This is a genomic window from Boudabousia tangfeifanii (assembly GCF_001856685.1).
GTDB lineage: Bacteria > Actinomycetota > Actinomycetes > Actinomycetales > Actinomycetaceae > Boudabousia > Boudabousia tangfeifanii.
Genome location: NZ_CP017812.1, coordinates 712519 through 735327, shown reverse-complemented (window position 1 = coordinate 735327; position 22809 = coordinate 712519). Strand labels below are relative to the sequence as shown.

Here is a 22809-nt window from a genome sequence, read left to right as displayed (position 1 = left end):
ATGTCACCTAAGTAACATGACACAGCGACAGACCGTCAGTGAATGTGTTCTTGACAAGCTTCTTCAGCCGTTGGCAAGTGCTCTTGACATGCAATTTGGCGGGTAGGCAAATCCTTAACTGCCAATTTCACTGCCTCTGCAACTGCTGGCGCTACGCGATCATCAAACACACCGGGGATAATGTAACGAGGCGACAACTCTTCTGCCGATACGACCTCGGCAATTGCCACTGCAGACACACGCAAAACCTCAGTAGTAATCTGAGAAACACGGGCATCTAACAAACCGCGGAAGAGACCAGGGAATGCCAAAACATTGTTGATCTGGTTCGGGTAGTCAGAACGACCGGTGGCCACCACTGCCGCATGCTGGGCTGCACCCAGAGGATCGACCTCAGGAGTTGGGTTGGCCAAAGCAAAGACAATCGCGTTGTCCGCCATCTGAGCGATGTCATCAGGAGTCAGAATATCGCCGTGGGAAACGCCAATAAAGACATCGGCATCCTTTAGACCATCAGCTAGTTCACCCTTCACCTTACGAGGATTGGTGTTTTCAGCCAGCCAACGCCGCGATGGGTGCATCCCTTCGACGTCATCTGCGTGAAGCGCACCAGAGCGACCATAACCAACAATGTCCTTAGCTCCCTGAGCCATCAAAAGTTTAATGATGGCAGAACCAGCAGCGCCAACGCCCGAGACGACGATACGCACGTCTTCAATTCGCTTATTTACAAGTTTCAAGGCGTTTAGCAACGCGGCCAAAACTACAATTGCAGTACCGTGCTGATCATCGTGGAACACTGGAATATCTAGTTCTTCACGTAGACGTTCTTCAATCTCGAAACAGCGCGGCGCAGCAATATCCTCAAGGTTAATGCCACCATATGCGGGGGCAATAGCCTTCACGATCTGAACGATTTCGTCGGTATCTTTGGTGTCGAGGACGACTGGCCATGCGTCCACACCACCAAATTCCTTGAACAAAATGGCTTTGCCTTCCATAACAGGAAGAGCTGCAGCAGGGCCGATATCGCCCAAACCGAGGACGGCAGTTCCGTCCGAAACCACAGCCACAGTATTGGCCTTAATCGTTAGTAAATGTGCCTTCGATGGTTCATCGGCAATGGCAGTACATACACGAGCCACGCCAGGAGTGTATGCACGGGAAAGATCGCGACGGTTCTTAACCGGGATCTTGGAGTGGACTTCAAGCTTGCCGCCGACATGCGCCATAAAAGTTGAGTCGGAAACGGAAAGGATCTTAACGCCACCTAGGCTCTTCAATTCTGCTACCAACTTACGACGGTGTTCCGAATCGTAGCAGTCGGCGGTGAGATCGAGAGTCAATCCAGCACGATCGGACTTAACTACGTCAAGCCCAGAAAGAATTGCTTCAACTTTGGTAACCGCAGAAACAATTTCGTTGGAAGAAACCGACTCGTCAGCGAGCAAGCGGACGGTAACGGTGTATGAAGGGCTAACGCGACCCATATATTCTCCTATTCCTCGGGATTTATCCCTAAGTTTACCTATTATCCATCGTAATAGAACGATATAACAGTAGATTGTGTTGCTAATAATAAGCAAATTGGGGTGAGTAGCCTTTGATCAGCTACTCACCCCAACTGAGCATTAAGCCTGGCAGCGCTCGAGAACTAGTTCGCGAACGCGAGCAGCGTCTGCTTGTCCACGGGTTGCCTTCATAACCGCGCCGACAACTGCACCAGCGGCCTGCACACGCCCACCCTTGATGGCTTCAGCAATCGAAGGATCAGCAGCCAATGCGTCGTCAACGGCCTTAATCAAAGCACCGTCATCGTTTACCACTTCAAGACCATGTGCGGCAGCTACTTCAGCAGGATCGCCTTCACCGGCAAGGACAAAGCCCATCACCTTACGGGCAAGTTTGTCGTTAAGCTTGCCTTCATCGACCATCTGCTGGAGCTGACCAATCTGAGCCGGAGTGATTTTAACTTCGGAAAGACCGATCTCCTGCTCCTTGGCATGACGAGCAAGTTCACCCATCCACCACTTACGAGCAGCTGCGGGAGCAACTCCAGAGGCGACAGTCTCTTCGATCAATTCGACGGCACCAGCATTGACTACATCGCGCATTTCCATGTCGGTAAAGCCCCACTCAGTAGCAAGGCGACGACGACGAACGGCTGGTAGTTCAGGTAGCGCAGCACGGATTTCCTCGACCCAAGCCGGGTCTGGACGCAAAGGCACCAAATCTGGCTCTGGGAAGTAACGGTAATCCTCAGCATCAGTCTTCGCGCGACCAGAGGAAGTCGAACCATCTTCTTCATGGAAGTGACGAGTTTCCTGCTGGATCTCGCCCCCACCATCGAGGATGGCGGCCTGGCGACGAATCTCGTAGCGAACAGCTCTTTCAATCGAACGGAAAGAGTTAACATTCTTGGTTTCAGTACGAGTACCTAGCTTAGCCTCTGGCGAAGGACGCAATGAAACGTTCACGTCAGCACGAACGTTACCGCGCTCCATGCGAGCTTCAGATACACCGATCGCCCGGAAAATATCGCGCAAAGTTTCAACGTACTTAGCTGCTACCTCAGGTGCCCGATCGCCCGCGCCCTCGATTGGACGAGTAACAATTTCGACCAAAGGGACGCCAGCACGGTTATAGTCCACCAAAGAGGCGCTAGCACCATGGATGCGACCATCCGCACCACCAAGGTGAGTGTTCTTACCGGCGTCTTCTTCCATATGGGCGCGTTCAATCGGAACGCGGAAGATTTCACCATCATCTAGTTCAACGTCCAAGTAGCCGTCATAAGCGATTGGCTCATCGTACTGCGAAGTCTGGAATGCCTTGGTTAGATCTGGGTAGAAGTAGTTCTTTCGAGCAAACCGGCAGTATTCGGCAATCTTGCAGTTTAGAGCCAGACCAATCCGGATGGCGTACTCAACAGCTTGTGCATTTACTACTGGAAGAGATCCAGGCAAACCTAACGAAACTGGAGTTAAGTAGGTATTTGGATCGCCACCGAAGGCATTCGGAGCATGGTCGAACATTTTGGTTTTGGTACCAAGTTCAACGTGAACTTCCATCCCGAGGACGGGATCAAACTTAGCGACCGCATCCTCATACTTCATCAAAGTTGCCATCGGTTCATTCCTTCCAGTCACGAGCCGGGCACTTTGCCGGCACATCTTCACTCAATGAGGAAACCAGTTGGGCGACCTCGTACATTAAACGATCTTCCTTAGCTGGGGCGATAACCTGGAAACCGATTGGCAAGTTCTGCTCATCCAAGCCATTTGGAATAGAAATAGCGGGAACACCTGCAAGGTTTGCCGGCACGGTTGCAATGTCGTTGAGGTACATCGACATCGGGTCATCGTTCTTCTCACCCAACTTGAAGGCAGTTGTTGGTGAGGTTGGGGAAACCAAAACGTCTGCTTGTGCAAATGCCTGGTCGAAGTCACGCTGGATCAAAGTACGAACCTTCTGAGCTGAGCCATAGTAGGCATCAACCTGACCGGAGGACAGTACGAAGGTACCGAGGATGATACGACGCTTCACTTCTGGACCAAAGCCTGCGGCACGGGTTGCTGCCATTACCGATTCAGCAGTAACTGCCTTATCAGTTGGTTCTACGCGCAAGCCATAGCGCACACCATCGAAACGAGCCAAGTTCGATGAAACTTCCGCCGGCATAATCAAGTAGTAAGCAGCCATAGCGTAATCAAAGGAGGGGCAATCAACCTCGACGATTTCTGCGCCCTTTGCCTTAAGCTCTGCCACCGTCTTTTCGAAGGCATCGCGAACAGCTGGGGCATATCCCTCACCAGTCAGCTGCTTAACCACACCAACGCGCAAGCCCTTGAGCTGATCGGCTTTAGCCTCGGTTACGGCCGAAAGTAGTCCAGACTGATCACCTGGCAAGGAAGTGGAATCGTAAGCATCGTGCCCGCCCATCAATTCCTGCAAGGCAGCTGCGTCACGAACCGAACGAGTTACAGGACCAATCTGATCAAGGGAGGAGGCCATTGCCACCAGACCGTAACGCGAGACAGCCCCATACGTGGGCTTGGCACCAACGGTGCCGGTGACAGCACCTGGCTGACGGATTGAACCACCAGTATCGGAGCCTAAAGCAAGAGGTACGAGATAAGCGGCAACTGCTGCGGCAGAACCGCCACCACTACCACCAGGGATACGTTCTAGATCCCACGGATTGTAAGTCGAGCCAAAGGCTGAGTGCTCACAAGAAGAACCCATCGCGAATTCGTCCATATTGGTCTTGCCGATGATCGGCAACTTAGCTTCCTTGATGCGCTCAACGACAGTAGCGTCATATGGAGGTAGCCAGCCTTCCAAAATCTTGGAAGCGCAGGTAGTCGGCATGCCGCGGGTAACAATGTTGTCCTTAAGGGCGATCGGCACACCTGCTAGCGGGTGAAGCTCAGCGCCCTCGGCCCGCAAACGGTCAACCTCACGAGCGGTTTCCAAAGCGCCTTCCGCATTTAGGTACAAGAAAGCATGAAGCTTGGCATCAAACTTTTCGATGCGCTCTAGGCAAGCTTTGGTGATCTCTTCCGAGGTCAGCTCACCAGCACGCATTTTTTCGGCCATCTCGACAGCATCGAGGAATACGATTTCGTTAGTCATTGCTTATTCCTCCCCCAAAATCTGGGCAACCTTGAACATGCCATCGGCTGACATCGGAGCTGCTGCGAGTACTTCATCGCGATCCAACGTGTCACCTACCACATCTTCACGCATTACATTTTCCAAAGGTAGCGGATGTGAAGTTGCTGGAATTTCATCCGAAGCAACACTTGCTACCTTCTCTACTGCCGCGGTAATAACGGCCAATTCATCGGCTAAATCCTGCGCTTCTGCTTCTGTCAAGGCGATTCTTGACATCTGAGCAAGGCGCATAACCATCTCACTAGAAAAATCAGACATAAAATCAGTCTAAGGCACAAGCGGCGAAACTGTCTGCTGACAAGCTCAATAAGGTATGTTAGACACATGAAATTTTTTGGTCGAAAAGTTGATCCCGATAATCTCGCCACCTCAGCCACGCGCGCTTTGAAGTGGTGGTTGATCGGTGCCGCGACCTTGCAGGTAGGCACAGTTGCAGGGATTCTAACCTACGACCAATTCCGTAAACACCGTGTTCCTGGTGGTTTTAAAGGATTCCCACATCTACCTCCTACCCCAGCGGAACTTGCCGATAACAATCTCACCGTTTACACCAACGGCCAAGCGCTTTACGCCGATATGTTGCAAGCCATCCGAGAAGCCAAAGAAAGTATCTACTTCGAAACTTTCATTTGGAAGGGCGACAATGTCGGTAAAGAGTTTAAAAAAGAGCTAATCGCTGCAGCTCAACGCGGAGTCAAGGTTTACTGCATCTACGATACCTTTGCAAACTTGGTAGTAAACCCCAAATTTAAGATTTTCCCTCGAAACAAAAACTTCCATATTCTACGATTCCCCTTAATGCGCCCGGATTTAATCCTGCTACGTATGCGCATGTTTGGTCGCACCCACCGCAAAGTACTTGTAGTTGACAGTAAAGTTGGCTGGGTTGGCGGCTACAACATTGGCGATCTTTACGCGACGAGTTGGCGCGACACCCAAGTGAGGGTTGAAGGCCCAGCAGTTTGGGAACTTGAAAATGCGTTTGTTGAATTCTGGAATGACTTCAGAAAAAACGATCATCCCCCACTGCCAGATCAGGGGGCTAAGCAATGGGATACCTGTATCCAAGCAGTTGTCAACGCTCCGAATAAAATCCTCTTCCCGATTCGAGGTGCCTACATTGATGCCATTGCTCGGGCGAGCAAACGAATCTGGATTACCCAAGCATATTTCATCCCGGATCCCGAGTTTATTGCGGCCCTAATTGCAGCAGCTAAACGCGGAGTAGACGTTAAGGTATTGATTCCCGAACGCTCGAACCACATTTTGGCGGACTGGGCAGCTGCCCCGCATTTCCAAACACTACTGGCTGGAGGGGTCGAAGTTTGGCTCTACAAGCATGCGATGGTTCACGCAAAAACTGCCACCATCGATGGTCGTTGGGCTACTATCGGCACTGCGAATATCGATCGTCTTTCCCTAACCGGTAACTTCGAGATCAACCTCAGTTTCCATGGCGAGAGCGTAGCGCAAGTGATGGAAAAAGTATTCCAAAAGGATCTCACCACTTCTCGTCGCCTCGATATTAAACAGTGGGAGAATCGTCCAACCCACTGGCGTGTAATCGAGCGAATTATTAAACCACTAGGGTTCTGGCTCTAATCACTCAGCTTCAAAAAGTGCTGGCCCTTTCGCCAAAAACTCCTCAAAACGAGTACCAGGTAGTACGCGAACGCCCAACTGTTCGGCTTTAGCCAATTTGCTGCCAGCCTTTTCACCCGCCACCAGTAGGTCGGTTTTCGCTGAAACGGAGCTAGCTGCTTTCGCACCCAGATTTCGAACCGCTTCCTGCGCGGAAGTACGAGTATATCCCTCGATAGATCCAGAAATTACAATCGTCATACCAGCTAGCAAAGCATCTGAAGAGACCTGGGGTGTATCGTCTAAGAATGTCACCCCAGCACGCTTCCAAGATGCGATAATGTTCTGATGCCAATCGACCTCGAACCAATCTTTTAGCGACTGGGCAATAATGACGCCTACTCCCTCTACTTGCGCTATTTCCTCTACATTAGCGTTCATAATGGCGTCGAGAGTGCCAAAAGTTGCCGCGACTTCTCTTGCTGCAACTGGACCAAGATGCCTAATTGAGAGAGCCACCAGTTGTCGCCACAAAGTCTTGGTTTTGGCAGCTTGCAGCTCTGCTAACAATAAGTGCGCGATCTTGGATGGTTCTGGGAGCTGTAGTTCATCTGAACCCTTAACCTTTTTAGGCTCATTGTAGAAGTATCGTTCTTGCTTCCAATGCGGGCCAAATTTACGATCCGCCTTCACTCGTCGCCAAGTAATAGCAGGGAGTAAATCCTCAAGAGTTAAGTCGAAAATGGTGGCTTCCGAATGTAATACTGGCTCGACTTGGGGAATTAATTCTTCAGCCAAAGCCAGTTTTTGGACATCATCGAGGTCGGCTACCTGTTCTGGCGTAAGCGAAAGCCACTGACCGTCAATCAGTTTCACTGGTTCGCCCTCGATTAGTGCAGAAATCACTAGGTCGCGATCCTGATCTGGTTGGGTCAAGGCCATGGCAGTCTTATCACCGAGGGCTTCGATATCCAAAGCTCCACGAGAACCGAGATGCGCAACTCGTTCAATCAGTTGAGCGGGGCAGGATTTGGCATTCAGGCACCTAAAATCCGCATCGCCTTCCTTGGCAGGACCAATCGGGCCATGGCATGAAGGGCAGGTTTGGGGCATGATGAACTCTTTTTCGGCCCCAGTACGGAGCGACTTTACCGGACCAAGCACTTCCGGAATTACGTCTCCGGCTTTACGCAAAACCACGGTATCGCCAATGAGTACTTCTTTTCGCTTGACTTCACCTGGGTTGTGCAATGTTGCCCTAGAAACTTCTGAACCAGCAACTAAAGTCTTCTCCATCAAGGCATAGGGTGTTACCCGACCTGTCCGGCCTACTTGGACCCGAATATCGAGCAGTTTGGTATGCACCTCAACCGGTGGATATTTGTAGGCGCATGCCCAACGGGGTGCCCTGGCAGTGGCCCCAAGGTCATCTTGAAGCTTTAGGCGATTTACTTTAACTACCACCCCATCGATTTCGTGATGTAAGGTAAAGCGCTTATCTCCATATTTTTTAATGTACGCCTCGAGTTCAGCGAAGGTATTTACTGTCTCGTTGTAAGGCGAGGTGGGAAGCCCCCAGCTCGACATTAGGTCAAACCAGCCGGTTAGTGTTTTTGGTTCGATAAAGCCATTTTGGGCCTTTTCTTCGACCGAGGTCGGCAAGTCAAGATCAAGCGTTTGTGTTTGTCCGATCGCCACACCATGAGCCACAAATGCCATAGGCCGGCTAGCGCTAATCAGTGAGTCTTTTTGTCTTAACGAGCCAGCTGCCATATTGCGAGGATTGACGAAAAGTTTAAGTCTTGGACGTCTTTTGCCGGTTTCTTTTTCTAGTAGTTCGAGTTCGAGATTGGTAGCTTTTCGCTGCTGATTAAACTCGTTAAAGGCGGCTACCGGAATATAAATTTCACCGCGTATTTCCACCAAATCTGGGTGGTTTTCACCGGCTAGTTCAAGTGGAATCTCCTTGATAGTCAAAACATTTGGAGTGACATCGTCACCGATATTGCCATCGCCACGAGTGGCCGCACGTACTAGCTTTCCCTGTTCATATGTCAAGGAAATTGCTAGCCCGTCAACCTTAGTTTCAGCAGTAAATTCTAGTTGTTCGAGCCCCGTTAGGGCATGCATACGAGTCATCCACTGTTTGACTTCATCTAAGGAGAAAACATCATCCAAGCTCATCATGCGAGCATGGTGGGTAACTTTCGGGAAGTTACCAGTACTGCCGCCGCCAACAGATTGGCTGGGTGATAGTTCTGTCTTTAGCTGGGGATACTCAGTTTCTAGTTGTTGTAACTGGATGAAAAGTCGATCGTATTCTTCATCTGAAAGGGTGGTCGCAGTGACTTCGAGTTCTTCGGCACTAAGGTCATAGTATTCTTGGCGAGCTTTATCGATCTGCGTGCTAAGTCGCTGATACTCGGCTTTAATCTCGGGAGTGATTGCCTTGGCCTCTTTTAGTTCTGGCAAAGAGAAGAGATCATCATCGGGTAACACAGACTTTTCCATAATGCTATTTTGCCTAATCCGATTTTTGATGGCACTTTCTCGCCCAAGCGCGAAATCTATCTCGTAAATTCTTCATTTTATTCACACGAGATTTATCCCCAACCTGCCTTTCTCAAATCGAGACGTGCACGCTAGTTCTTCACAATAAATCTAGCGATGACAACAGTTTTAACTTGTTAGCTTGCCCGTTTGCTGAGCTTAAATTCAGCCCTTTGACGTGCTAGCTACGCGTCGTTGACTGTTTGGCGGTCTGGAGGTGGGAAAAATAGCTTCAAAGCAACATCAAAGTGCCAGCACAAGCAATTATCACTTAGCCGTCATATCCGGCCCGGCAACTGGTGAATGTCTGGCACCAGGTGTTATCCCTAGACGAATCGGCAAATCCCCCTCATATTCAAATGAAAATCTCGGCTATTGGCAAATGAACAAGAGGTTCGCTGAAGTGTTTCTTTTGCCCACCGTTACCAGCCGAGGGCGGAGGGCTCTTGGCGTCGCGAAAGAAAAAACCATTAATCTGAGGGGAAATAGACAGCGAATACAAAAGGTTAGACTAACAGTTGGTCAGCGCCTTCTAATAGGTTCGAATCTTTTGGAGTTACGCCCTCGGCCCCAGAGCGCAGAGCTAGTCATGCCACCGACTAAAGCTGATATCTCTAAGCAAAACTGGTGGTTCTTTTTTCCCTTCGTATTCTTCTTAGGGTTCTTTTTTCGATGGCTTTTCACTAGTGCACGATCCCTATTTGGGTTTGTCCTACTTGGGATATTGCTTGGTTTCCTAGTGCTATTCATGTTTTGGAAACTCAAAACATTATTTACCTTGAAGTTGCTTGCTGATCCGGCTATTTTGCAAGTAATTGCCCCGCGGTTGCCGGTGCACCCTAAAGCAGAAACCGAAAATATTACTGCTTGGCTAGGCAGCGGTTATCGACGGCAAAAAACCTTGGCAAAGGACCTTAACCATCCACGTATCTTGACGTTATCAATCGGAGAACATGCGACTATTTGTGGACCTAATGCACTGCAAAATGCCCACTGGTGGTTAGCCCAAGCACTATTTTCCGGACAACTTGACGAGGTCGTAGAGCACATCGACCAAAGGACTATGGTGAGGCATCGTCTAGGAGCTAAAGCCACTAAGGCTTCAAAAGCAAAACGGGCCCATCTTTACTGGCCTGGCTCTACTGACACTCCGGCCAAAGGTGAGACTAGTTTGATTTGTCAGGAAAACAACGACTATATCTTGCCTTCAAGCACGCATGTTGTTTCACCACCGCCAATCAGTTTGAGCCCATATTGGTGGAACAAACTTACTACTCGAGTCGGTGCGAAAAAAGTTCCTCGCCTTGCAGAGCGACTCACCTGGCTATTTAACCCAAGACAGTTAAAACAAGCTCAAACCATAGGTAGAGCGAACCTATCGGTACCAATCGGATTCAATCCAGCTGAACCCCAAGTTTTTACTCACCTGGATTTGGCAGCTGCAGGTCCGCATGCCCTGCTGGCTGGCACTTCCGGTAGCGGCAAGTCTGAAGCTCTTTTGACCTGGCTCTTGCTACTTTGTGCCCAGAATTCTCCGCAGCAGTTGCAGCTCATCCTAATCGATTACAAGGGAGGCGCCACCTTTGATCGTTTAAAATCTCTTCCGCACCTGCAGGGAGTCTTGACGGATTTGCAACCAACTTTAACTAATCGAGTAATCGCTGCACTCGAACTTGAATTGAAACGTCGAGAAAACCTGTTTAAAGATCATAGAATCGTTGATTTTCTAGAGTGGGAGACATCAGGCAGTGCTCCACTCCCCCGTTTAATCATTGCTGTAGATGAATTTCGAGAGCTCACTCAGCATGCACCGAACCTAATGAAACATCTGACTAGGCTAGCAACCCAAGGACGTAGCTTAGGAATGCATTTAATTTTGGCGACCCAGCATCCTAGAGGGGTCATGGACCAGCAGTTGCGTGCTAACTGTCCACTAAGAATTTGTTTACGAGTTACCGACCCAATGGACTCTGCGGATCTGATTGGTTCAAGCGTGGCAGCACAAATCTCTCCCACTACCCCTGGGCGAGCTTGGATCCTTCATGATTCTCTAGAAAGTTGCCAGATCCACTATTTTTCCTCCACACAAAGACAACGTATTTGTCAGACAGTATTGCAAGCAAATAGCGATTTCATGGCTAAACCATTTTGGGGCAAAGCGCTCCCACAGAAGCTCTCATCAACCGATTTAACTCAAATCGAGTCTGACCGAAATCTACTGTTGGCAACTAAAGCTGGCGAAGCAAGAGACGAAACAGATTCTTCTTCAAATAATTTGGCGATTGGGTTGCTAGATACATCGCCCATGAAAGACCCCGAAACGCTAGTACTAAAGCCCGGCGAGCTACTTCTTTGGGCCGATCGAAGTTCTAATCCGAAGTTGTTGGAAATGATTGCGGCTCAGGCCAAGAAAGAAAAATGGGAGCTATTTGTACTCACCTTAGAAGGCAACGATTTGACCACGACAACAAGAGGTAGAGTAAAGCCATCGGACTCAGAATCGCTTTCAAGGAGCCCTCTTGCTATATCTTCACAGCAATGGTGGCATGAAATTGATTGCCATATTTTTGATTGGCATTTTCCGGTTAATTGGCTCAACATCAGTCAACTTATTTCCCGAGGCCCAAAGCTGCTCCTGATTACGCATGCAGATCAACTCTGGGCTCACCTTAATCAACAACCACAGTATTTAGACAATTTTCAACGTGAGCTGGAAAAGTGGCGACAACTTGGTCTAACCGTAATATTGCAGGGATCCTTTGACCTGGCTGGAACCATCTGGAAACATCAAGCAGATTATTGCCTTCTTCCAGTCGTTGCTGACCCAATAGTTCAGGCTAGGTGGGGACTATTCAATACCGATCCTTTGGCTTTACCGAAAATGCCTACCGATGCAGCAGGGATGGGAGAAATGTATTTCTTGGTCAATGATCAAAAGTATTTGGTGAAGTTACTAGATTCGGTTTCTTTCCCTACCGGTTCAACGGATACTTGGGAAGCCCCTTTGGGCTTTAGCTATGGCCATTCATTAAAAAGTAGCCCAACGACCACATCAGAAAATGACTTGCATTCCAGCAGTTACTTGATTTCTGGCCCTTGTTGGCAAACCTTCAACCCACCTCGAGACTCGGTGATTATTGGAAGCAAAAACCGAGTAATAGACTCGTGGCTTCGCCTTTGGCCCCAGGGGAAGGAAAAACCAAAAAGAGTAGTCTTGTCACCTACTGCTTTCCAAGCAGTACCGTGGGAAGAGATTCCTGCCAATGGCACTATCTTCCTTTGTGAGCTTCCTTTGGGTTGGAAAGAAGAACTACAAATTCCATGGCATCTAGCTGAATCTTTTCGGCCGGGTTTTCTCTTAGCTCGGCAACAACAAAGCTGGCACCTACTGAGCTCCTTGCAACTCGAATAAATTTAGGACTTTTGACAGCAGTTTTGGGCGAAAATTGCACGAATTTTAACTTACTTACCTCAATAAATATTTTCGTGGCCAGCCCCACTTTACTTCTAAGAAAGGAAGGCTCAAACTAGAGACTTCGGTTTTGAGATTTGACGAGGAGAAGCGATGGAATGGCGAAGTGAAGCAGCCTGTTTGGAAGAGGATCCCGAACTCTTTTTCCCGATAGGTTCTTCGGCTGCAGCCTTACGACAAGCAGAAGCAGCGAAAGCTGTCTGCCAACGTTGCCCAGTAATGGACGAATGCCTCAACTGGGCCTTAGACAATCCAGCAGAGTTTGGTATTTGGGGTGGAACTGATGAGTCGCAACGGCGAGATATGCGACGCAATGGAAGTTACACTCCTCCGAGCGTTACAAGTTCAAATCGCCCGTTAAGTTTCGAGGCTGCACTAGAGCTTTCCGAACAGCATTACGTGGCTTAACCACAAGCATTGTAGCTTTTCCACGAACCAAATTGGTGCGAAGATAAGCCTGCAAGTTAGGTATTACGCTTTGGATTTCTTCTTCTGTTGGACTTGTCCTACTACCACAGCATCGGTACCCCCAGCGTCATTGGCTACCCAGTCAACATAACCGTGAAGTTCCGCGTTAACCAAAGACTGTACGATTTGTGTTCCTAGCCCCTTGCCTTTACGTTGCGGATCAAAGCCTTCGCCTTCATCGCTAACGATAATCCGGGCGAAATCTTCTTCACGTGAGACTCTTACTGTGATCTCTCCGCCGTAATTGCGATAGCCATGCTCTACTGAGTTGGCCACTAGTTCTGCCAGAACCGTTGAGAGCGTCGAAGCCCGATCAGCATCAACCTTGCCGAAATCGCCTTCAAGCCGAACGGAAACTTGTTGGTCGCTACTGGCAAGCAGTGCGGCATTAGTCAAAATGGTGCGAGCCAAAGGAGTGTAGTCAAACTCGCCCTCGAGAGTATGGGATAACGCTTCGTGAACCGTAGAGATTGTTGAGACACGGCGTTCCGCTTCACTTAAGGCTTGCTTAACTTCTGGATTTTGGCTTCGACGTGACTGCAATCGAATCAGAGCAGAAACCGTCGCTAGGTTATTTTTAACTCGATGGTGAATTTCGCGGATTGTCGCCTCTTTAGACATAATTTCGCGCTCAATTCGACGCACTTCCGAAACGTCACGGCAAAGCACGATGGCGCCTTCTCGTTCACCACGTCGGATTAATGGCAAAGCACGGAAAGAGATCGTAGCTCCTGGGCTTTCCACTTCGGTACGCCAAGCGGCACGTCCCATCAACACCAAAGGCAATGCCTCATCCACCGTGTTTTTACCAGGCATTACTTGGGCAGATACCTGCTCCACTAGCGGTTCTCCAACCAATTTTGAAGCAACCCCTAAACGTCGGAAGCAAGAACGAGCATTCGGGGAAATGCCCAAAACTAAACCATCTGCATCAAGTCGGATAACCCCATCGATTACTCGAGGGGCACCATTAAAAGCCGAGGACGGAGTCGCTTCGTAGGGGTATTCTCCGGAAGCAATCATGTGCATCAAAATCTCTGCAGAATTCGCAAACCAACGATCAGCACTAGTTGAAGAGGTCGAAGCGCCTAGGTTCGTCTCACAAGAAACCACTGCAATAGTGCGGCCATCTCGAACGACCGGGACGTAAATCTGTTGTACCGAATATGAGCCAGCCCATCGGGGTGCATCATCGCGAATGATGCGACCCGATTTCAAGGTCTTTTGTAGTTCGGTGGATCCGGTTGCCGGCATGTAAAGACCGATAATGTCATCAAGATGGACAGTTACTGCGGTCGCCGGACGGCAGTGAGCCACCGCAATAAAACGATTATCGACTGTAGGCAGCCAAAGAATCAGGTCAGCAGGAGCTAAGTCTGACAGGATCTGCCAGTCGGCTACCAAAACGTGGAGCCAGTCCAGATCTGCCTGAGAAAGAGTCTCGCTACAGTTCTCTTGAATGATTTCTGTCAATGTCTGCACTCTTCCATTCTAAACGCGCAGACCCCTAGTGTGCGCTATGATAAGGGCTCGGCGATGATGCAACGTCGCGCTGACCGAAAGGAAATGGAATGCAATTCGAGTTTTCATATTTGTACCCGAAGCCGCTGGCTGCCGTTCGCGATATGTACTGCGACAAGGAATTTAGAAAATTGAGAGTGGGCGGCCGGGATCTTTTCCGTGAGCTTGAGGCTCACGCTGAAGGAGACCAGATTGTGGTTACTTCCACCGTTGATATGCGTGATGATTTCCTACCAAGTGGTATTGCCGACAAGGTCAAGCGATTTGTGGCTAAAGGTGCCAGTGCCACTATTGTCGAAAAGGTCAGCGAAATCCAAGACGGAAAAGTTCCGGTCGCAGTGGACATTCAGACCAGTGGCGTTCCATTGAAGGTCAACGCACAGCTTCTTTTGTCGGAAGCGCCAGAGGGACAGACTAAGGCTACTTGGTCGGGTGATTTCCAGGTGACCATTCCGTTGATCGGGCGCACCATCGAACGTAAGGTTTTGGAACAGACTAAACGAGTCGAGCGGATTGAACTTAACGCCGCTAAGAAGTACTTCCAAACACACTAAGCCCATACTTTATTCCCCTTTTTTCGGGTCTTTCGCCACAATTTCGTCGAACTTTGCGTTCGGCGAGATTCGTGGCGATTTTTCCTAATTAGCATGACTTTTAACCGCAATAGTGCGAAGATACTGCCATGACTGAGAAAAATGCTGATAACTTGAATGTTGACCCCACCGCCCAAAATGGTCCACACGATCCCTTGTGGGCAGAACGCATTGGCGAACGCCAGTATGTTGCCCGTAATGCTCGTGGCGCCGAAGTCGTCGTGGGTATGGAAGAAGGACAGTTCAGCCCAGGCGAACTATTAAAGATTGCTCTCGCTACTTGTAACTCGCTTTCGGCAGACCACTCTTTGGCCCGCACCTTTGGTAAGGACTTTAAAGCCACGGTCGGCGTTTCCGGTGATTTCAATAAGGAAGATGACCGCTACGAAAGCTTCCAGGTTGAAATCGTGGTCGAGGACGCCGAGGTCGATCAGGAAAAGGCTGAAACCACTGCTCACTTTGCTAACCGAGCCATTGATAAATACTGCACTGTCGGCCACACCTTGGCCGAGGGCGCCCCATACAAACGTGCCTTGACCTTCGAACCTAAAGAAGCCTGAGATTTTGCTAAAACGGCTGGGTTAGGAATAATTACCCTAATCCAGCCGTTTTCAATTATTGGAAACATCCCAATCCCGAACTCTTCTGAGTTCTCGAAAGGTAGGTATCAACTTGGGTATCCTAAACATGGCCAAAGGTCTGGCAGCGAAAGCCGCTTCGCCAGTCATGATTGACAAATTTGAACCGCAGATCTTAACCATGATCGACAAAGCTATGGATCTGGCCGCTCCGTTGGTATCTCGTCGAGTTAAGAGTCTGAGGGAAAGTGATCCTGAGGCTACAAATCAAGACCTACTCGACCAAGTAGCCGCACGATTTGTCAAGAGCGCCTCGGTGACTGCTGGTGCTACCGGTGCCGTCGGATTTATGCCAGGAATCGGCACTGCAGCCGCAATCGGCTTGTCTGCCGCCCAACTTTCCGCTTTCTTCACCCAGACCGCCTACTTTGTCTTGCTTGCTCTAGAAATTGAAGGTTTACAAGCGATCGATAAAGATCAACGACGAGGGCTAATGCTGACTGCTTTGCTGGGACCCGATGGTCCGGCACTAGCCGCCCGAGAACTGGGAACCACCAGCAGTCTTTGGGCTCAAAGCATCCTGAAGATGATGGCCGGCGCCAAAGGTCCACGTCTAAACAAGTTCCTAGCAAAATACGCTGCTCGCCGAGCTAAGAAGGCAGCTACCAAGCAACTGCTAGGTCGCGCAATGCCACTTGGTCTTGGCGCCCTAGTTGGTTACTTTGGTACCCGAAAAATTGCTCGTGAAGTGGTTGCTGGAGCATACGCCGGCCTCGGCCATCTAGAGTTACCTAACTTTGATGAAACTGGCGAAGCTGATCCCGAGTTTGCCGAACTCGCAGAAAAAGCCAGCGCCGAAAACTAAACATTCCTGACGCCAGCCGTGATCTAGGTATTTTCCCGATCACGGCTGGCGTTTTGTTATTAATCCCGTTATACGCAGATTATCCAGTCGCTATTGAAAACCAAAGGATAATGCGACGACGAAAATCTAATAGAAAATACTTTCTGCTAGTATTAGGCGTTTTTGAAACTAAAAGCTAAGATTGAACAAAGAACTATTTGGGAGGGTACTACCATGATTGATACTCAGTATGAAGATTTGCTCGCTGATGTCCTAGCTAACGGTAGTGACCGAATGGATCGTACAGGCGTGGGTACACGAGCCGTGTTCGCCCGTCAGCTTCGCTACGACCTCTCTAAAGGATTCCCTCTCATCACCACTAAAAAAGTATTTCTTAAAGGTGTTGTGGCTGAATTATTGTGGTTCCTTCAAGGCACCAGCAATATTGGCCCCCTAGTCGATCAGGGCGTCCATATCTGGGATGAATGGGCCGATGAGAATGGTGAATTAGGGCCTGTCTACGGAGTACAGTGGCGTTCTTGGCCCAGCCGTGACGGTGGTGCCATCGATCAGATCGCTCAGCTTGTAAACGATTTGAAGCAGAACCCAACTTCTCGGCGTCATATTGTCAGTGCGTGGAATGTTTCTGAACTCGACCGGATGGCCTTGGCTCCCTGCCATGCTTTTTTCCAGTGCTACGTAGCTGATGGCAAGCTTAGCCTCCAGATTTACCAGCGCAGTGCGGATCTTTTCCTTGGGGTGCCGTTCAATCTGGCTTCCTACTCTTTGCTTACCCACATGCTGGCCCAACAAACGGGTCTAGAAGTTGGCGAAATGATTTGGACCGGCGGAGACTGCCATATCTACTCTAATCACTTTGAACAGGTAAAGACTCAGCTGTCTCGTGACGCTTTTGAGTTCCCGAAGTTGGAGCTCGTCAAAGCCAGCGATATTTTTAGTTACCAGCTCGAGGACGTTAAAGTCACCGATTATCAGTGCCATCCAGGTATCAAGGCCCCGATCGCGGTCTAAGTGAAAGAAACGAACATGCCAACGCAGCCAACCCAGACAAATCCCATCCGCTTCGGTGCTATTTGGGCTCAAACCCAAAGTCGTATCATCGGGCAGGGTGGGGATATGCCTTGGCGCGTGCCAGCAGATTTTAGGCATTTCAAATCCGCCACTATGGGAGCGCCGGTGTTAATGGGGCGCAAATGCTGGGAATCGCTCTCCCTTCACCCGCTTCCTGGTCGAAAGAACTTGGTCTGCACCCGCAATGAGGACTGGCAGGCCGAGGGCGCCCAAGTATTCAATTCGCTTCAAGCAGCCAAAGCTTATTGTGAAACAAACCTTGCTACCACACACGAGGATTCGTCCTCGGTGCCCAAAAATGAATACCAAGTTGACGCCTGGGTAATCGGTGGCGGGCAAATCTACGAACAATCACTTCCCTGGGTGGACGTGGTAGTAGTTTCTCTACTCGATCTGGACATTACGCCCACCGACGCCGATGTGTTTGCCCCAGAACTTGACCCAAATACTTGGGAACTGGATGAGACGCTTTCGGATGATGATTGGCGTGAAAAATCTGGCGATGCCCGATGGAAGGTTCAGGTTTATCGTCGCCGCTAGAAGGCGCAAAGCCGAAAAATCTTTCCTGAAAACTACACAGGGACACCTGATAACAATTAGTTAGTACAGCCATACAAAAGTGCCGGTCTTCACTTTTTCGGTTTTTCTCGCTAAAATATAGAGATACCTGTTAAACGAAAGGATCCGATGATGTTTAAGCTACTCGGTAAGCTAATCAAAGTAACTGCTCTTCTAGGAATTGGTTTCGTAATCGGTCGGGAAAAGCCAGACTTGATTGAAACCATGATGAACAAAATGCTCGGCTGAGCACAAAGCTTCAATGTTGGGGAGGAACTAGTTCCTCCCCAACATTTTTATTTACGCTCTAATTTCACCATTACTTCTGCGTGAGAAGTATGCGGGAAAAGATCAAAGATTCGAGCAGCACTCACCTCATAGTCAGTCAACTGCGACAAGTCTTTGGCCAAACTGCGTGGATTACAACTCGAATAGATCAGACGTTTAACCCCTGAGCCCGCTAACCACGCAACCGTCTCCGGTCCGATTCCGCGCCGTGGCGGATTTACTACCGCGACTTGCGGATCCCAATCCCCCACTAAAGCAAAAACTTCACTGGCATCGGCAGCAAAAAACTCTAAGCTCGCATCCTGAGGCAAAGTTCCTCGCTGCAAGCCGACAGCCACCGCCATTTTGGCGGCTGCCACGGCCGGTTCACTAATTTCAATGCCACGCACCTGCCAGCTAGGACGCGCCAGCCAAAGGGCAAAACCACCGACGCCACAAAAAAGATCTACCGCCCGACATGCCTCCAAATCCGCGGTCCAAGCTGCGGCCTGCCGATAAAGTTCTGGAGTGACAAACAAGTTCGTTTGGAAAAATCCCCCTGGTCGCAAGAACAAAGTCTGTTCCGCAAAACGCATAGGCAAATGCTCCTGCGGGGTTAGAATAATTTCTTCAGCGCCCTCGGTTAGCGCCACATGTTCAGGTAGAAGGTTTACAGAAACAACTTTCAACGCTGGTACTTGCGCCAAAAGCAAAGGCAGCTTCGATTTAATCTGCGATAAAAACTTTGGGCTACGAAGGACCCAACGAACCATAAACTCGTTATCGGGGCTAATCCACACATGAATCATTTTCAGCTCCCCGCTACGACGCGAAACATCGTAAGGGGGAATCCTAAGCAGACGAATGAAAGTCTTCAACAGTGGAAAGAGTTCCTGCATTTGCTTCGGGTACAACGGACACTGCGACAAATCCTGTCCCGAATGATCCGGGTTTAGAATCCCTAACTGCGGATCCTTCCAACTCCCGGTAACTACCATCTTTGCTTTGGCTCTAAACCCTGCTTCTGGCCCGTATGCCATGGGTAGCCAAGCCTGAGCTGGAATCATTGGAAGGATTTCTTGGACCTGTTCGGCTTTCCGCTCGTGTTGCGTTTCCAGCTCTAAATCTAGCCAAGTGCATGACCGGCACTGATCAAGCTGATAATATTCGCATTGCATGGCTTATAGTTTAATGCAGTTCAACTAAAGGGGAATCATCATGACTATGCAAAAACCAATCTTGGTGGGAATCGCCGGCGGTACCGGATCGGGCAAAACCACGTTAACCAAAGCCATTGCAAATCACTTTAAAGAAAAAATCACTGTGATTAATCACGATTCCTATTACCGCTCTCACGATGACCTTCCCCTTGCCGAGCGCGCAAAACTCAACTTTGACGACCCCGCTGCCTTTGAAAATGAGCTGCTAACCAAACAACTGGAAGAACTGTTAGCTGGAAACAGCGTTGAGTCCCCCACCTACGACTTTCCAACTCACACACGCAATCAGGAAACGGTTACGCTCTACCCTACCCAAATCATTATTTTGGAAGGCATCTTGATTTTCCAAGACGAAGCAATCCGCAATCTGTGCGACATCAAAATCTTTGTCGATACCGATGCCGACGTGCGACTATTACGCCGAATCAAACGCGACATCGCGATGCGTGGGCGCACCTTCGAGTCGGTAGAAGAACAGTATTTAACCACAGTCAAGCCCATGCATGAACTCTACGTCGAGCCTTCTAAACGCCATGCAGACCTGATTGTGCCCGAGGGCGGGGATAACCTAGTGGCGCTAGAAATGTTGATTAATCGTTTGGAACGTTCAGTCCAGTGACTTTAGCGAAGGCTCCTTTCGCCCAGTTTGCCGAGGACGATTTCGGGCTACCGCTTGCCCAAAAACGTGAGGATTTAACCTCTGCGATTCTAAGACGCCAAAACTTGCTGCTGGAAGCTCCTGCAGGTAGCGGTAAAAGTACCCTAGTTCCACCGCTGGTCCAGCATCTCGTGAGCACAAGTAACCTTGGCGTCACACCCGGCCAAAAGACACTACTGGTGCAGCCTCGGCAGCTAGCAGCCCGGGCCATGGCCGGGCGCATTGCTTCACTCCTAAAAGAACAACCTGGTGAAAGTGTGGGCTTTAGCGTGCGCGGAGAAAGCGCCCTCGGCCCGCAAACCCAGTTGGAGATTGTCACCGGAGGCGTCCTCGTTAGGAAACTACAGGCTGATCCAGAGTTAAGCGAGTACCACACGGTGATTCTGGATGAAATCCACGAACGGCATTTGGACTACGATTTAGCCCTAGCTTTTTTGCTCGATACGCAAGAGCTTCGCGATGACCTCGTCATTATTGCCATGTCGGCAACTTTGCCACCTAGTGGTCTCGCTTCGTTGTTGAAAATCTCGTCCAGTCAAAATCAGCTGACTCTTCCAGCCCCCTCACACCCGCTGACAGTCCACTGGGCACCTCCTGCCACCTCGGCAAGCGCTCTGGCTAGTCTGGGGCAGGCAGGTGCACGATTAGGGGTCTCAAATGAATTTCTCGAGCACGCGGCTAACACTGCCTTGACCGCCCTCGAGCAAGGGCAAAACGATGTACTGGTCTTTCTTCCTGGACTTTCCGAGATAAAACGAACCCATCAGCTTTTGACCCCAAAGCTGCCCGCCGAGGTCGAAATTCTAGAAATCCACTCTTCCCTAGCGAAGGAGCATCAGGACCGGATCTTTCGCCCTGACCCTAAGCGAAGGATTATCCTGTCCTCCTCGATTGCCCAGTCAGCTTTAACGATTCCACGAGTTTCCAGCGTGGTTGATTCTGGGTTAGAAAGACGTAGCCACACCGATTTCGAACGCCAAGTTAGTACACTGGTAACTCGCTCAACGTCACAGGCCAATGGAATCCAACGTGCGGGGCGAGCCAATCGTTTGGGACCTGGCCAAGTGTGGCGACTTTTTTCTGAACAAAGTTGGGCACGCATGCCAGCCCAATCTGAACCAGAGATTTTACATTCAGAACTCACTTCGCTCGTGCTGGCTTGTGCCGACTGGGGCGCCAAGATTACGGATCTTGCTTGGCTAAATCAGCCACCCACACCTGCTGTGCAAGCAGCACAACGGGTATTACATGGTTTAGGCGCACTAAATCGTGACGGAAATATTACTCCGCTTGGTAAAGCCCTCAGTCAACTCGGTCTCGACCCTAGACTAGGTAGGGCACTCCTGATCGGACGGGCAATCTTTCCCCCCAGCACTGTAGCTGAAATTGTCGCCATGTTGGAGGTTACCGACCAGTCATTACCAACAGATCTTTTTGATCGTTGGCGAGCGTTACAAACCGGACGTCCATATAGCACTAAAGCTTGGCGTCAAAATGCCAAACGTTTAATGCAGCTAATGGACGTAAACAAAGTAACGTCCTTGCTTGGGGAACATGACTTTGCCGAGTTGAAAACCTTTTGGCAAGAGGACCAAGCAAAGTTGCCAGAAACTATGGTGGCGATTATTACTGCGCTGGCATTTCCTGCATTATTGGGGCGAAATCGTCAACTTGAACCGAAGAAAGCTGGCAATGGTAATGGGGCTTCGCTTTCTAGCTCGGGAGCGAATAGCCTGGCGCTTACCCGCTATCAGCTGGTTGGTGGCATGGGGGCACAATGCGCTACGTCCGCGCCTTTTGCCAATTCACCTTGGTTGGCCATCGGCTCACTGACATTACCCGCCGGAAGTAGTACTGGCGAGATCCGAACTGCAATCGCCTTACCAGAGAACCTTGACCCACTTTACTTAGCCCCAAACTGGGTTGAAACCAATGAAACCATTTCTCTAGCCGAGGACGGCAGTGGCTTCCAGCTCTGGCAGGAGAATAAATTTGGGGCAATAGCGCTACATCGTCAGCGAGTGCCTAAAGCCGACCCGAAACGATTGCAGGAGGCTTTCCAAAATTGGCTTAGCCCCGCAACTGCCAGCCTTGTCCCATGGTCACAAACTGCCGAAGCAAACTTCGAAAGATACCAATGGCTTCGCGCCCAAAGTGGAGAAACAGTCTCTCGCGAAGAACTTGTGGTCGAAGCCAAAGACATTTTGGCCACGAAAATCGAAGCAAACGGCGCCTTACCAAAGTTTGATCAGAATACATTTTTCACGGTGATTGGCTGGGAAAACCAATCCGGTTTAGCTCAGACGGCACCGGAAGAAGTTAGCATTAGCGGCAGGAATTATCGGGTAGATTATTCTCAAGAGCCTCCCCGAATTCGTGGCAAATTGCAATGGTTTTTTGGGCAAACGCAACAGATTTTCCTTGCCAATGGCAGTGTTCCATTAAGTATCGAGTTGCTCTCCCCAGCACAACGCCCTTTGGCTTTAACCAATGATTTAGGAAGTTTCTGGCAAGGCGCCTACCAGCAAGTTCGGGCACAAATGCGAGGACGTTATCCCAAGCATGCTTGGCCCGAACACCCTGAGAATGAAACGCCAGCTAAATAAGGTAATACCAAAATCGCTATTTGATTGTTGACTCTAAAGCGCTAGCAAACGAACCGTATCGAAGCCAGATAATTAAAAAGCCCTTAAAACAAGTGCCCCGACTAGTACGAGACTAGTCGGGGCA

17 protein-coding genes are annotated in these 22809 nt (G+C 49.8%); 10 read left to right on the top strand and 7 right to left on the bottom strand.

All coding sequences use genetic code 11. The features are described from left to right. Positions 1-35 precede the first annotated feature (35 nt). From BK816_RS02910 to gatC, 4 genes are all read right to left on the bottom strand, one after another. Positions 36-1490, bottom strand: coding sequence for an NAD-dependent malic enzyme (locus BK816_RS02910; RefSeq protein WP_071163844.1), 1455 nt, complete (start codon positions 1488-1490; stop codon positions 36-38). A 141-nt stretch (positions 1491-1631) separates the two neighbouring features. Beyond that, positions 1632-3128 (bottom strand): Asp-tRNA(Asn)/Glu-tRNA(Gln) amidotransferase subunit GatB, encoded by a 1497-nt coding sequence (gene gatB / locus BK816_RS02905; protein WP_071163843.1) that lies wholly within the window; start codon positions 3126-3128, stop codon positions 1632-1634. Between the two features lie 4 nt (positions 3129-3132). Further along, a complete protein-coding gene (gatA, locus tag BK816_RS02900; RefSeq protein WP_071163842.1) occupies positions 3133-4635 on the bottom strand; it encodes an Asp-tRNA(Asn)/Glu-tRNA(Gln) amidotransferase subunit GatA in 1503 nt (500 codons plus the stop codon). 3 nt (positions 4636-4638) lie between these two features. Next, positions 4639-4935, bottom strand: a complete 297-nt coding sequence (gatC, locus tag BK816_RS02895) for an Asp-tRNA(Asn)/Glu-tRNA(Gln) amidotransferase subunit GatC (protein WP_071163841.1) — start codon at positions 4933-4935, stop codon at positions 4639-4641. A 66-nt stretch (positions 4936-5001) separates the two neighbouring features. On the opposite strand from gatC, the gene BK816_RS02890 reads away from it, so the two are divergent. Continuing rightward, positions 5002-6279 carry a phospholipase D-like domain-containing protein gene (locus BK816_RS02890; RefSeq protein ID WP_071163840.1) on the top strand — a complete coding sequence of 426 codons (1278 nt, stop codon included), beginning with the start codon at positions 5002-5004 and terminating at the stop codon, positions 6277-6279. Here the strand turns inward: BK816_RS02890 and ligA are convergent, their stop codons facing one another. Then, a complete protein-coding gene (ligA, locus tag BK816_RS02885; RefSeq protein WP_083379022.1) occupies positions 6280-8769 on the bottom strand; it encodes an NAD-dependent DNA ligase LigA in 2490 nt (829 codons plus the stop codon). Between the two features lie 787 nt (positions 8770-9556). Here ligA and BK816_RS02880 point away from each other — a divergent pair. Next, the gene (locus BK816_RS02880; RefSeq protein WP_170299653.1) at positions 9557-12220 is read left to right on the top strand and encodes an FtsK/SpoIIIE domain-containing protein; all 2664 of its coding nucleotides are present in this window, start codon (positions 9557-9559) and stop codon (positions 12218-12220) included. A 153-nt stretch (positions 12221-12373) separates the two neighbouring features. Next, positions 12374-12688 carry a WhiB family transcriptional regulator gene (locus BK816_RS02875; protein ID WP_071163838.1) on the top strand — a complete coding sequence of 105 codons (315 nt, stop codon included), beginning with the start codon at positions 12374-12376 and terminating at the stop codon, positions 12686-12688. A 63-nt stretch (positions 12689-12751) separates the two neighbouring features. Here the strand turns inward: BK816_RS02875 and BK816_RS02870 are convergent, their stop codons facing one another. After that, entirely contained in the window at positions 12752-14230 is a 1479-nt protein-coding gene (locus BK816_RS02870) for a sensor histidine kinase (protein ID WP_071163837.1), read from the bottom strand. 89 nt (positions 14231-14319) lie between these two features. Between BK816_RS02870 and BK816_RS02865 the strand changes: the two genes are divergently transcribed. The 5 genes from BK816_RS02865 to BK816_RS02845 all read left to right on the top strand — a co-directional run bounded on the left by BK816_RS02865 (position 14320) and on the right by BK816_RS02845 (position 17916). Continuing rightward, a complete protein-coding gene (locus BK816_RS02865; protein WP_071163836.1) occupies positions 14320-14823 on the top strand; it encodes a DUF2505 domain-containing protein in 504 nt (167 codons plus the stop codon). 128 nt (positions 14824-14951) lie between these two features. After that, positions 14952-15422 (top strand): OsmC family protein, encoded by a 471-nt coding sequence (locus tag BK816_RS02860; RefSeq protein ID WP_083379018.1) that lies wholly within the window; start codon positions 14952-14954, stop codon positions 15420-15422. A gap of 112 nt (positions 15423-15534) precedes the next feature. Continuing rightward, positions 15535-16305 carry a hypothetical protein gene (locus tag BK816_RS02855; RefSeq protein ID WP_071163835.1) on the top strand — a complete coding sequence of 257 codons (771 nt, stop codon included), beginning with the start codon at positions 15535-15537 and terminating at the stop codon, positions 16303-16305. Between the two features lie 213 nt (positions 16306-16518). Then, the gene (locus tag BK816_RS02850; protein WP_071164899.1) at positions 16519-17316 is read left to right on the top strand and encodes a thymidylate synthase; all 798 of its coding nucleotides are present in this window, start codon (positions 16519-16521) and stop codon (positions 17314-17316) included. Between the two features lie 15 nt (positions 17317-17331). Next, positions 17332-17916: a dihydrofolate reductase gene (locus tag BK816_RS02845; RefSeq protein ID WP_071163834.1), complete on the top strand. Its 585-nt coding sequence runs from the start codon at positions 17332-17334 to the stop codon at positions 17914-17916. Between the two features lie 314 nt (positions 17917-18230). Here the strand turns inward: BK816_RS02845 and BK816_RS02840 are convergent, their stop codons facing one another. Further along, complete coding sequence (locus tag BK816_RS02840) at positions 18231-19379, bottom strand: class I SAM-dependent methyltransferase (protein ID WP_071163833.1); 1149 nt, start codon at positions 19377-19379, stop codon at positions 18231-18233. 40 nt (positions 19380-19419) lie between these two features. Between BK816_RS02840 and udk the strand changes: the two genes are divergently transcribed. Together udk and BK816_RS02830 are read left to right on the top strand one after the other, a co-directional pair. Next, positions 19420-20040 (top strand): uridine kinase, encoded by a 621-nt coding sequence (gene udk, locus BK816_RS02835; protein WP_236842348.1) that lies wholly within the window; start codon positions 19420-19422, stop codon positions 20038-20040. Further along, on the top strand, positions 20037-22685 hold the full coding sequence (locus tag BK816_RS02830; protein ID WP_071163832.1) for an ATP-dependent RNA helicase: 2649 nt from the start codon (positions 20037-20039) through the stop codon (positions 22683-22685). The genes udk and BK816_RS02830 overlap by 4 nt, the downstream gene beginning before the upstream one ends. Positions 22686-22809 lie beyond the last annotated feature (124 nt).